Here is a 13,114-nt window from a genome sequence, read left to right as displayed (position 1 = left end):
TATATATGAAACTAGTCATCATCGGTTCAGTCGCTGCCGGGACATCGGTCGCGGCGAAAGCACGTCGGAACAACGAAGACGCACAGATTACGATTTACGACCGGGACTACGACATCTCGTATTCGGGATGTGGGATTCCATACTACGTCGGTGGAGAGGTCGAGTCTCGTGACGACTTGACGCCACGTGACGCTGCCTTCTTCAAGAAGCGTTACAACATCGACGTCATGACACGTCACAATGTCACAGCCGTCGATAAAGACGCGAAGACGGTGACGGTCGAAAACTTAGAGACAGGTGACACGTTCACGGACGCCTATGACGTCCTGGTCCTCGCGACGGGTGCGTCAAGCATCATCCCACCGATTCCAGGGGTGAAGTCGGACAATGTCTTCCCGATTCGAAACATCCAACATGCCGAGGCGACACGCTCCTTCGTCGATTCGACAGACCCGAAACATGCGACGATCATCGGCGCCGGCTTCATCGGTCTAGAGATGGCGGAACAGTTGAAGCTTCGCGGTGTGGACGTGACCATCATCGAACGTGTACCACAAGTGGTGCCGCCACTCGACAAGGACATGGCGTGTCGCGTCGAGGAGCACCTCGAGAAGAATGGAATCGAGCTCATGCTCGGGGAGACCGTGACAGAACTCGTTGGCGACGGACATGTCGAGCGGGTCGTCACGGAGAGTGGGAAGACGATTGAGACCGACCTCGTCATCTTGTCTGTGGGAGTCCGTCCGAACGTCGAGCTCGCCATGCAGATGGGAGTCACACTAGGTGAAACGGGTGCGATTGTCGTCAATGAGCGGATGGAAACGAATATCCCAGACGTCTATGCGGCAGGAGACGTCGCGGAGAGCTTCTCAATCGTGACGGGCAAACCGATTTGGCGTCCGCTCGGTTCGACAGCGAACAAGATGGGGCGGACCGCTGGGGACGTCATCACGGGCGGTCATCTCGAGCATCGCGGCATCCTCGGCACGGGCATCTTCAAAGTGTTCGGACTTGCCGTCGCACAGACGGGGCTGGCCGAAAAAGAAGCACGCGAACTCGGATACGATATCGAGGTGCTTCATAATACGAAGCCGGACAAGCCTGCCTATATGGGTGGAAAAGATATGACGATCAAAGCGGTCGCGGACCGTGCGACACGTCAATTGCTCGGCGTCCAAATCGTCGGATTCGAAGGAGTCGACAAACGAATCGACGTCTTCGTCACGGTCATCACGCTCAAGGCGAAAGTCGACGACTTGTTCCACCTCGACCTCGCCTACGCACCGCCGTTCTCGACGACGAAAGACCCGGTCATGTATACGGGGATGGTGCTGTCGAACAGTATCGACAAGGCGGCGCGACTCATCACACCGGCCGAGCTTCAGACGCGAATCGATGCCGGGGAAGACATGCAAATCATCGATACGCGGAAAGCAGCACAGTTCGAGAAGGCGTGTGTCGATTGTGCGGTCAACGTCCCACTCGGTAACCTTCGGGAAGTGGCGAAAGACATGGACAAGGACAAACCGACCGTCGTCTACTGTAACGGTGGGGTGACGGGGAACGCGGCCCAGAACGTGCTGCGTAACCTCGGATTCACCGACGTGTACAACTTGTCAGGTGGAAATAAGAACTATCAGTTGTTCAAAAAATACGGGAACTAAGCAAGACGACGTCCTTTGCGGGCGTCGTTTTTGATATGCTGGAAATGAGGTGAAGTGAATGAAGTATAAGATGTTACATGAGAAGTTTGAGCGACGGAAGCAGTGGCTCATTTTTGACAAAGAAGAAGTCGTCCGTCGTGTCATGGTGCGTTACAAGGCAAAGATTATCCCGAAGACGGACATCATGGACTTGGTGAACGACGATCAACTGTCGTATGAACATATCTTTTGTTGCTTAACGATTGATGACCCAAGAATGCTCGAGAAAATATTCACGGCGAAAGAGCGACAAGACCATCAGTGGGAGATTGATGACAATGCGAGACGCGGGATGAGATACAAGTACAAAGATGAGGCACATCGACTTTACAACCAGTTGATTATCGATGAACAGGAAGGTCGCCGACTCGACATCGTCTTCGAGAGCAAGGATGGGAAGTATGTGACCGGTTTTTTGACAAGAGACATGTCAGAGCAAGTCGCCTCTTATATTTTTGCACATGTCGGAGGCGCCAAGTTCACAGGTCTAGTCCCACGTTCCCTCTTACCGGCGGACTTAACAGATGAAGAAATCAAGATGAGCTATCTTCACTACTTGGAGTCGCTCGAAGAATGGAATAAACTTTGACGGATCCTGTGATGATGAGTGGGACCCGTCTTTTTAGTTCATATTTCTTAGACAGGTTTTGACACTCCCACGATTAAAACCGTGGGATTCTGAAGTGCTTGTGCGAGCGCAGGCCATTTCTGTTTTGCTCAAGCCTTCAGATGAGGGTGTGCCATCACCCCTCCTGAGACAGATCATATAGATTCTCAGGCTGGTGGACTGTTACCATCCACCACAGGTCGTTGCAGGTGTGTCCATCTGATGTTTTAGCGTCTTTTGCATGACGACAGGCATCGTTTTACCGGTCATATGTTTTCATGACCGAACCGTATACGATTTTCAAGGGGCGATGGACACAGGCGTTTTAGAGACTTGTTCTTGTCTATGGGATAAGTATACCCGAACGTCGGATGTTTTCACATCCGAACTCACTCTCATCCTATGCCTAAAGGCGTGCTATGCCCGATATGGGCTTTCCCGTTTGTAAAATCTGTAAAGAAAATGATGCCAATTGACCCTTTTCTAAAATAACGTTGCTTCACTCAAGGAAACCGTTTACAATTTTTGTGTAAGCGTTTTCTCAAAATAGTGCTACAAGGAGGGACCCTCATGGTCAAAAAGCAGTGGAAACCCGTATGGGCAGTTGTGCTAACGTTTGCACTAATTCTGTCAATGTTTCCGATGCCGACGTCCGCTTTAGATAAAGGGAAGTCGACACTTGTCGTCGTCCATTATCAAGAGGCGCCGGATAACGAAAAGGATTGGAACTTATGGCTTTGGGCGAACGGCCCAGATTACTTCCCGAACAAAGGCTTCACATTCAACGGGGAGGATGCATTCGGAAAGGTGGCGGCTTACGAATTTCCGGTCGACTCACCTGAAAAAATCGGTCTCATCGTCCGCACGGACAACTGGGACAAAGATAAGGGGTCTGAAAATGACCGCTTCATCACGAGCGACATGATTCAAGATGGCGTCGCCGAAGTGTGGATCAAGTCGGGCGACCCGACCATCTATACGTCAAACCCGGACGGAGAGACGGCTTCGACGGAAATCGATATGAAAGTTCATTATTTCCGTTACGACAATACATATACGGACTGGGGTCTTTGGGCTTGGCCAGACGGTGGGGACGGACAGAGCATCGTATTCGATGGGGCTGATGATTTCGGTGCCGTCGCGAACGTGAAACTCGCCAACCCAGAATCGAAGAGACTCATGGGCTTGATCACGAAAAAAGGAGAATGGACGGAGAAGGATGGGGAAGACCGATTCGTTCTCGGGACTGCAAAAGAGATTTGGCTCGTTGAAGGAGATTCGACAATCTACTATTCAGAGCCTCAAATCGATCGCTCTCCGAAGCTCGTCTCGTTCTCGGCGGACACGTTCCGTCAAGCGACACTCACGACGAACCGTGTCATCACGGATGCGTTCATCGATGAATTGAGCGTGGACGGGGCAACGGTGGAATCGATTGAAAAGGCTAGCGACAAGTCGGTGACGATTCAATTCAAGTCAGACATCGACTTAGCGAAAGTCATCAAAGCCTCGCACCCGGAGTTTGGAGAACAGACGCTCCAAGCCGGCAAGGTGCTTCGTTCAAAAGAATTCGATGCAAAATATGCATATGACGGTAAACTCGGTGTCACGTACCAAAAGTCGAAAACGAAATTTGTTCTCTGGGCTCCGACGGCTCAACAAGTCGAGCTCGAACTATGGAACATGCCGACGAACCGACCAACAAATGATAAAGATTTGAAGAAAGTGATTCAAATGAAACGCGGTGAACGCGGCACGTGGGTGGCAGAAGTGCGGGGTGACCTAGACGGCATCGGCTATACGTACCAAGTGACCCATGCGACAGGGAAGGTCCGTGCGGTCGATCCGTATGCGACGGCTGTCGGCGTGAACGGTGACCAAGGTGTCATCGTCGATTTGAAAGAGACAGATCCAAAACGTTGGAATTCAATGAAACCGAAGTTGAAACAATCGACAGACGCAATCATCTATGAGACGCATGTCCGTGATTTCTCGATCTTCGATGTGAAGACGGACAAATACGACTCAGGCATTCAAAACAAAGGGAAGTACCTCGGTGTCATCGAACCAGGAACGCGTCTTCTCGTTGATGGAAAGAAAACAGCAACGAAGACGGGACTCGACCATGTCAAAGACCTCGGCGTGACACACGTTCAGTTCATTCCGGTCTATGACTTCAACACGGCATCGGTCGATGAAACGAATCCGATGGCGACGTACAACTGGGGATACGATCCGAAAAACTACAATGCACCAGAAGGGTCGTATTCAACGAATCCTTACGATGCGAAAGTACGTATCATGGAAATGAAACAGATGATTCAAGGGTTACATGACAACAATTTACGTGCCGTCATGGACGTCGTATACAACCATATGTTCGATGCGCAGGCGTCGAATTTGCACAAAATCGTACCGGGTTACTACTACCGTTACACAGCAGGTGGTGACTTCGCCAACGGTACAGGTGTCGGAAACGATACCGCTTCTGAACGGGCGATGATGCAAAAACTGATCGTCGACTCTGTCGTCTATTGGGCAAAAGAGTATCATTGGGACGGATTCCGTTTCGACTTGATGGGAATCCATGACGTCGACACAATGAATAAAGTTCGTTCGGAGTTGAATCGAGTCGACAAGTCGATTCTCGTCTTCGGAGAAGGATGGGACCTCAGTACGCCGCTCGATGCTGAATTAAAAGCAAATCAAAAGAACGCCTACGACATGCCGGGTATCGCCCACTTCAATGACAACATCCGCGACGGCTTGAAAGGAAGCGTCTTCTACGATGAGGACAAAGGCTTCATCAACGGAAAAGAAGGTATGGAAAATCGAGTGAAGACGGGAATCGTCGGTGAGATCGCATATAGCGACACGATTAAAGGATTCACAAAAGAACCGACGCAAGCGATCACATACGTCGAAGCTCATGACAACCATACGTTGTGGGATAAATTGACGTTGACGAACCCGATCGCGTCTGAAGTGAATAAGACGAAAATGCATCGTCTCGCCTCGAGCATTCTCTTGACGAGCCAAGGAACGACATTCCTTCACGCAGGACAAGAGTTCATGCGCACGAAGGAAGGCGATCATAACTCGTACAAATCACCAGACTCGATCAACCAGCTCGATTGGAAACGGGCAGCCGACCGCAAGGCGGACGTCCAATACATGAAAGGCTTGATTGAGATGCGTAAAGCCAATCCAGGTCTTCGGATGACAAAAGCGAGCAACGTGAAACGATTCTTGACGTTCCACAAAGCGGAAGCGAACGTCATCACGTACACGATTGACGAAGATGCGCCGGGTCAAAAGAACGACTTGTTCATCACGCATAACGCCAACCCGACGAATGTCCAAGTCACCCTTCCAAAAGGGAACTGGAACGTGATTGTCGATGGCGACCGTGCCGGAACGAAGACAATCAAGCGTGCGACTGGAAAAGTAAGCGTGCCTGCATACAAGACGTTCGTCCTCGAACGGAACTAATCATTGACCCCACTTTGAAAAACAAGTGGGGTTTTCTAATGGCACAATGATGAAGAATTGGTAATTATTGCTTTATCAACTAGTCATTTTGTGTGAACAAGAGAATTTCCATTTGAAACTTCCATCTCTTTCGAAAGGAGAGATTGTATGGCGATTTTCAAAAATGGATTCATCGCGTCAATGGTGACGTCACGGATAGTAAGCGGAAACGAAGATGTCACCGACTATATCGAACTCGTTCAACAACAGAGGGGTTCTAAGTACCCGACGTGTCGCGTGTGAGAATAGATAGTTGAAACAGGGGTCTCCTTTTCTCTAAGATGGAAAAAGAGAGAATCGAGTGAGGAGATTTTAGATATGAATCTGTATGAACAAGCGAGCGACTGGATGCGGCAATGGCATGACGACCCGTCCGAACGTCTCCGACAAATCAAAGATGAAATTGAGCGCACGGGCACCTATTCGTTGACGACGGAAGAGTTGTGTGTGGGTGCCAAGGCGGCGTGGCGAAATTCGAATCGTTGCATCGGCCGCTTGTTTTGGCAGACACTCCATGTGATCGATGCACGGGACGCCGATACGTTTGAGGCTGTCTACGACCATCTTGTCGACCATCTTCAGTTCGCTACGAACGGTGGAAAAATCCGTTCGACGATGACGGTCCTTCCAAACGAGTTCAAACTATTGAACACACAATTGATTCGGTACGCGGGATATGAGACACCTGACGGAATCATCGGAGACCCGATGTCCGTCACGATGACGAAGCGCGCGAAAGAACTCGGATGGGTCGGAGCCGGCACGCCATTCGATATCCTCCCACTCATGATCACGGACGGGCGAGACGTCCGCTTGTTTGAGTTGCCGAGTGAGGCCGTGCTTGAGGTGGACATTCGGCACGAGGATGTGGACTTGTTTGACGGACGGACCATCAAATGGCACGCAGTCCCAGCGATTGCGGATATGGAACTAGAGATCGGAGGTCTACGGTTTACCTCGGTTCCGTTTAACGGCTGGTATATGGAGACGGAAATCGGGGCAAGGAATTTGGCCGATACGGACCGTTATGATCTGTTGCCGCTCGTCGGACGGTCCCTCGGGCTCGATACGACGAAAGAGCGGTCGCTTTGGCGCGACCGGGCACTCGTCGAATTGAACATCGCCGTCTTGCAATCGTTCGAGCGGGCAGGTGTGACCATCGTCGACCATCATACGGCCGCCAAACAGTTCAAGCGGTTCGAAAAAAACGAACGGGACGCGGGGCGTGATGTCACCGGGCAATGGAGTTGGCTCATCCCGCCTCTTTCTCCTGCGACGACGCACGTTTTTCATGAGCATTACGACAATCAGATCAAAACACCGAACTTGTTCGCAAGGAGTCGTTGTCCGTTCTCAGGGTTTCGTCAGCCGGTAAAAGAGGAATTGAGAGGCTAGAACCGAGAGAAAGGATGATTGCTGTGGCAGTCCCACTTTGGAAACGAGCCGTCGCGGGTCAAATCGACCAACTCGTCTTTCAGACACCGGCAAAACTGATTGAAAAGGCCGTCCGTCAAAAGATTTGGCCAGACAAGGAAGTGAAACGGTATTACTTGCCGACCGTCGTGACGATGGCAGGTGAAGTGTACTGTATGTTGTATCAAAAAGGTCAGACATTGGGTGACCGCGTCGTCGGCATTCGAGTCGTGAGTGCGGACGGACGCCCGCTTTCACTGGAGCAAGTCGTCAAACGGACACTCTATAAAGATGTCGTCTATCCGGCGACGCTCGGGATTCCGCTCATCCGTGCACTCCAACAGATGAAGTCGAATAAAGACCTCGAGTTGCCGCATGATGAGTTCGCCCATACAAAATTGATCTCGACCAAATGAAGAGGAGCAGGGCGACCGTGTGTCGCTCTGTTTTTTCGTCCCGTTCGGTCGAGTAGGAATAGCGGCGGGAAATAAGGTATAATGGGATTGGACAAAAATGAACGACTATTGGAGGCTTTTTAGTTATGACAAAAATCGCATGGATTACCGACAGTATGGCCAACTTCTCTCAAGAAGAGGCAGCAAGTCTCGGTGTCGATATCGTTCCGATTCAATTGATCGTGGACGGGAACGGCTATAGTGAAACCAAACTCTCTCTCGAAGACCTACATCGGTATATGATTGACCAAAAGAAAGAAGCGAAGACGTCACAACCGATCTTCGGAGATTTCATCGCCCGCTACGAACGCTTGAAAGAAGAGGGATATGATTGTGCCATCGCCGTCCATTGCTCGAATGGATTGAGCAGTACGGCGAAAAATTCGAAAGCAGCTGCCGAAGCGGCTGACTTTACCGTGTATACCATCGACTCGCATGCCGCACTCGAGGCGCAACAAGAACTCGTCCGAATCGGGAAGGCCGCTGAAGCCGAAGGTAAGTCAGTGGAGGAAATCGTCGCCCTTCTCGAAGCATGGCGCGATAAGAAGAACTTCTTCATGATCATCGGAAACATGGAGACGATGCGCCGAGGCGGTCGCGTTTCTTCCGGTGAGATGTTCCTTGCGAACATCTTGAACATCAAGCCGATCATCACCCTCGATGAGACGGGGAAAGTCATCCCGTTCAAAAAGGCCCGTTCATTGAAGAAGGCTTATGCGGAGATGGTCGGTGAACTCGAACGTCGTCATGCGGAAAACGGTGTGAAGGACAATCGGGTGTTCGTTCAGACGGCTCTCGCACCGAATATGCAAGATGACCTCGTCGCACTCATCGAGTCGAAACTACCAGGTCTCGAAGTCGTACGGACTCGATTCTGTCCTTCGATTGCGGTACATGCCGGATTCGAGACGGTCGGTGTCTTGTGGCTCGACGCTTAATCAAGTAGGAGGAATGTAAGATGGAAGCAATGACAACCTTGACTGGATTGAATGAACGGATTGCGAGCACGGAACAGCTGCTCGTCTACGTGTCACATCCGGGATGCAGTGTCTGTCATGCGCTGAAACCTCAAATCGAAGAGATGCTCCATCAGTTTCCGGAAATTGAGGCGGTCGCGGTGGATTCGGACGAGGTGCCGGAAGTCGCAGGCGCCTTCTCCATCTTCACCGTTCCGGTCGTCCTCTTTTTCATCAACGGGAAAGAAATGCTCCGTCGGGCACGATTCGTGCCAATCGGCGAACTGACGCATCAACTCGAGCGCATGCAAGAAATGAGACGAGCGTGAACAGGAGGCTGGAACATAACTAGCCGATTTTAAAGATTTGTGATAAAAACAGGGGACCGGTCACCGATTTTTGGTGGCAGGACCCCTCTTTTTAGTCCGAAATGCGTGCGCGAACCCATAAAAATGACAAGAGGCCTCCGTGAGCGACTTGTTCGCTCACGGAGGCCTCTTTCTTATGAATCTACTGGGTTATGTCCAGCCTCTTTCTTATTCTGCTACTTGTGGGACGAGATAAATCAAGCCAAACGGGTTATGCAATAAGTTGTCGATGGTCGTCCGCTCGTCTTCTCCCATCTCGACCCTGAAGGCACGCCCGTCCTCGAAGGCGAAATGGTCGCCGTCGCCGAACATCGCGCCACCGGAGATGAGGTGGAAGTTGAACGAATGAATCACGTGAATGGCATCTTCAATGTCGAGTGTCATCGGTACGGCCACGTCTGCATGACCGAACGCTTTCATTCCCCATGACATATAGGCGTTCTCTTCTTCTGTGATAGCCGTGAGAAGCGAATAGTCGAGTGCGAGGTCTTCTTCTTTTGATTCTTGCCACTCGTCTTTCGAGTAAGAGACACCAGCTGACTCGACCATGACGCCAACTCCACCTGCGTTTAAGACGGCGTTTGCGGCACGACGTGCAGCGGCGACGTCTGTCAAATCGTTGACGTCGACAATCAAGTAGACGACATGCGTATGACGAGCGATTCCTTTCGCGACTTTCGGGGTGAACCCGCCAGAACTCGCGTGAATCATCGCCTCGGCGAGGGCTGGGTCACGTTCGACGACTTCTACGGTGAACGCCTTCCCTGTCTCATCTTCGAGCAACAACAGACCGGCCATCGTGTAGCCTTCACTATGTAAACTGATTTGTTCGCTGACGCCTTCTGCGGAAGACCAGTTTCCGGGAATGGCGAGCATGACTTGTGTACGATTCATGTGTATCATCCTTTTCTGCAAAAGTCAGGTCTCTCCTCAGGAGAGACCTGGTCTATCTCTTATTATGCCCTATTTTGGCATGAATTATTCTTGATATGTCTTCAATACTTCCTGAAGCGGGATTTGATCGATTTTCCGGCGACTGATGAACGTACTCATAAAGAAGAGGAGAACGACAGCGCCAAGCGTATAGACGATATAGACCCATTCGAATTCAAGTGGGAGCACGAGTCCATAATCTTCTGCAAAGACGACGATGATGACCCGAAGCGTCAACAGGGCGATGGGGATGCTCAAGAGGGCAGAGATGAGCGCATAGATGAAGTAGCTGTTCAAAATCATGGAGCGGACTTCCCGTTTCTCATATCCCATCACTTTCAACAAGGAGATGACGTAATAGTTCTTCTCGACCGTCAGCGCCGTCAAGACGAACAGGATGCTGAAAGCGATGAGGGACGCCCCGCCAATCAAGACGTTCATCATGAAATTCATATATTGATTGATCGATTCGGACTGATCGATCAACCCTTGACGTGACAGGATGGTCAGATAGTCGGATTCGCTCGGACGCTCCGTCGCGTAGATGCCGTTGAACAGGTCATCCGTCGCCCCGTCCGTGAGTAGTTCACTTAACGTCGTCCGGGGCAAGTAGGCGAAATCCCCGGAGAATTCATCGGCAATCCCGATGATGGGATAGGTCAACGTGTCCCCGTCGAGTGCGACATCGATGTCTTGACCCACATCGAGGCCGAGTTTTAGCGCGAGTGAGGAGGAGACGACAAGGCCGTCAGGTTCAACTGTCAACACATCCCCATCTTCGTTTTGGAGTGGGAACAAGGTGTTGTCGAAGTCTAGTCCCTTCAAGGTGATCAGGTTATCTTCGACAAAGGCAAACGGATAGGTGAGGAACGGTTCTTGTCCCGCTTCTAAAACCGGTGTCCCGTCTGTATACGCCTCGTATTCATACACCGCTTCGTTCAATCCGCCAACGGTCATACGGTCGACGGCGCCGTTCATCATGAGGGCGAAAACGATGAGAATCGTCGAGAAGAGGATCCCGAGAAAGAAGATGAGAAAACTCCCCGTGCTCTTGACGGCATACAAATATTTGAACTTCGTCTTGCCACTCGCCCGTCTCAACAGGCGACTGACAAGTCGACTGAGTCGATTCAATGAGACATTGTCCCGTGGTGACAAGAGGGCAAGGGCGCTCTCTCCCATAATTTTATAGATGACGGCTCCCGCGACGAGCGCAAAGAAGAGGAGCGGGGCGAACACGGCTGTCACGAACTCAAGTGGACTTTGGGCGATGGTGATGGACGGTAAGAGATAGAAGTCGAGATAGAGTTCTTTCAACGGGTTCGCGAAATAAAGCCCCAGGAAATAACCGATGATGAGCATAAAGAATGCGAAAACCAAGATGAGCACCAAGTAAGGCGATGCGATTTGCCGACGACTATAACCAATCGCCTTCAACAGTCCGATTTGTCCTCGTTCCGCCCCGAGCATATTCGAGATCAGGATGGCGACGATGATGACAGCGATGGAGACGATAAAGAGACTGAGTCCGAGCGCCATCGCCTTGCCGGATGAAATCTCGCTGTAGATGGCGCCGCTTCGAATGATGTTCTCCGTCTCCATGACCGAGACGACGAACGGGAGCTCGAGGTCGGTCTTAATCGGTTGATCGGTCACCCCGGACAGTCGAAACGACTCTTGCCCGACGAATGTTTCGAACGATTCATCCGTCATCAGGAGGAGGGTCTGTGAACCTGGGTCCAAGTTGAAGAAGTTATCATCGAACAGGGGGAGCGTGTAGTCCGGAAAGAGGACAAATCCACTCACCGTGAACGGTTTACCGATGTCGATTGTGTCTCCGATGTCGATGCCGTTCTCTTCTGCATATTTTTTGTTCAAAGCGATTTCGTCATTCGCGCTCGGTCGATCACCGGCTTCGAGGTAGGAGCGGTTGATCGTGTCTGATTCTTTGACGATCATTCCCCGATGCTCGGTGTCATCGAACGTGTAGGTGATGGCTTTCAAGTCACGGAGTTCAATCGTGGCATCCGGCATCTCCTGTTCGACGGCGGCGATTCGCGATGCGATCAGACGATTGAAGACTTCCGCATCGGCTTGTTTGATGTCAGCCAATGTGAACGCTCCTGTCTCCGCGAGCGTGGCGACAGCGGGGTCGCGTAACTCTTCTTCCGTCACCCGATTGAGCATGTCAATCGCAAAGTCTTCTTGGTTCGATTCTTCCAGATACTCTTCGGTCGGGACCTCGATTCCACTGATGCCATAGAACATCATCGTGTACGTGAGTGAACTCATGACGATGATGATGGCGATGGCGAGGAGTTGCATCCACTTCCGATTTAATGTCTTCCAGACGTTTTTATACAGCATGTCGCCACCCCCTTATCCCCAATGGATGTCACGTGCCGCGACCCGGGTCTCATGATGGGTCACCTCCACGATTCGACCGGAGTTCATCTTGATGACATCGTCCGCCATCTCACTGATTCCATTATTGTGTGTGATGACGACAACCGTTTTTTGATACGTCTCGTTCAATTGTTCCAATAGTTCGAGTACTTTTTTCGAATTTTCTTCGTCAAGCGATCCCGTCGGTTCGTCACAAAAGACAATGGCCGGATTTTTGGCGAGGCTGCGGGCGACGGAGACCCGTTGTTGCTCACCACCCGATAGTTGATAGGGGTATTTGTCACGTGCCGCTGTGAGCCCTACTTGTTCGAGCAATTCATCAATCGGCAGCGGATCTTTCATTAAGTCGGATCCGATTTGGACGTTCTCATAGACGGTCAAGTTTTGAAGAAGGTTGTATTGTTGGAAAATGAAGCCAAGATGGTCGCGTCGAAAAGCAGTCATCTGATCGACGGATAGGTCGGTCAGCACGGTGTCGCCGAACGTGATCTTACCTGAGGTGACCGTGTCGAGTCCGCTGATGACGTTGAGCAGTGTACTCTTCCCGCTCCCGCTTGGACCTAGGATCACGACGAACGCGCCATCCCGGATGGTGAGGTCGATGTCTTTCAAGGCGGCCGTTTCCACGTCGCCCGTCTTGTAGATTTTGTTTACGTTCCGTAGTTTGATCATGCCACACACGCCTCCTTTACTCGTTATGTATGGTATACCCTTTTCGAGAAATGAATGGACGAGCTGCACA

General features: G+C 51.1%; 11 protein-coding genes. 8 read left to right on the top strand and 3 right to left on the bottom strand.

Features of this window, described 5'->3' with window-relative positions; genetic code table 11:
* The first annotated feature begins 5 nt into the window (after window positions 1-5).
* The 8 genes from KNO71_RS03865 (at window position 6) to KNO71_RS03835 (ending at window position 8,994) form a co-directional block, all read left to right on the top strand.
* Complete coding sequence (locus tag KNO71_RS03865) at window positions 6-1,664, top strand: FAD-dependent oxidoreductase (RefSeq protein WP_214687316.1); 1,659 nt, start codon at window positions 6-8, stop codon at window positions 1,662-1,664.
* 58 nt (window positions 1,665-1,722) lie between these two features.
* Entirely contained in the window at window positions 1,723-2,292 is a 570-nt protein-coding gene (locus tag KNO71_RS03860; protein ID WP_214687315.1) for a hypothetical protein, read from the top strand.
* 588 nt (window positions 2,293-2,880) lie between these two features.
* Window positions 2,881-5,802: a type I pullulanase gene (pulA, locus tag KNO71_RS03855; protein ID WP_214687314.1), complete on the top strand. Its 2,922-nt coding sequence runs from the start codon at window positions 2,881-2,883 to the stop codon at window positions 5,800-5,802.
* A gap of 147 nt (window positions 5,803-5,949) precedes the next feature.
* Complete coding sequence (locus KNO71_RS17745; RefSeq protein ID WP_256440204.1) at window positions 5,950-6,084, top strand: hypothetical protein; 135 nt, start codon at window positions 5,950-5,952, stop codon at window positions 6,082-6,084.
* A gap of 75 nt (window positions 6,085-6,159) precedes the next feature.
* Window positions 6,160-7,236, top strand: a complete 1,077-nt coding sequence (locus KNO71_RS03850) for a nitric oxide synthase oxygenase (RefSeq protein WP_214687313.1) — start codon at window positions 6,160-6,162, stop codon at window positions 7,234-7,236.
* 14 nt (window positions 7,237-7,250) lie between these two features.
* The gene (locus KNO71_RS03845) at window positions 7,251-7,670 is read left to right on the top strand and encodes an RDD family protein (RefSeq protein ID WP_214683721.1); all 420 of its coding nucleotides are present in this window, start codon (window positions 7,251-7,253) and stop codon (window positions 7,668-7,670) included.
* A 125-nt stretch (window positions 7,671-7,795) separates the two neighbouring features.
* Window positions 7,796-8,647: a DegV family protein gene (locus tag KNO71_RS03840; protein WP_214683722.1), complete on the top strand. Its 852-nt coding sequence runs from the start codon at window positions 7,796-7,798 to the stop codon at window positions 8,645-8,647.
* A 20-nt stretch (window positions 8,648-8,667) separates the two neighbouring features.
* On the top strand, window positions 8,668-8,994 hold the full coding sequence (locus KNO71_RS03835; protein WP_078147419.1) for a thioredoxin family protein: 327 nt from the start codon (window positions 8,668-8,670) through the stop codon (window positions 8,992-8,994).
* A 207-nt stretch (window positions 8,995-9,201) separates the two neighbouring features.
* Here KNO71_RS03835 and KNO71_RS03830 read toward each other — a convergent pair whose 3' ends face one another.
* The 3 genes from KNO71_RS03830 to KNO71_RS03820 all read right to left on the bottom strand — a co-directional run bounded on the left by KNO71_RS03830 (window position 9,202) and on the right by KNO71_RS03820 (window position 13,044).
* A complete protein-coding gene (locus KNO71_RS03830) occupies window positions 9,202-9,927 on the bottom strand; it encodes a DUF4261 domain-containing protein (protein ID WP_214687312.1) in 726 nt (241 codons plus the stop codon).
* 84 nt (window positions 9,928-10,011) lie between these two features.
* A complete protein-coding gene (locus tag KNO71_RS03825) occupies window positions 10,012-12,333 on the bottom strand; it encodes an ABC transporter permease (RefSeq protein ID WP_214687310.1) in 2,322 nt (773 codons plus the stop codon).
* 12 nt (window positions 12,334-12,345) lie between these two features.
* On the bottom strand, window positions 12,346-13,044 hold the full coding sequence (locus KNO71_RS03820; protein ID WP_214687309.1) for an ABC transporter ATP-binding protein: 699 nt from the start codon (window positions 13,042-13,044) through the stop codon (window positions 12,346-12,348).
* Window positions 13,045-13,114 lie beyond the last annotated feature (70 nt).

Source organism: Exiguobacterium sp. s163, assembly GCF_018617135.1.
GTDB lineage: Bacteria > Bacillota > Bacilli > Exiguobacteriales > Exiguobacteriaceae > Exiguobacterium > Exiguobacterium profundum.
The sequence above is the reverse complement of the archived record's forward strand: the minus strand, read 5'-3'. Positions and strand labels throughout refer to the sequence as shown.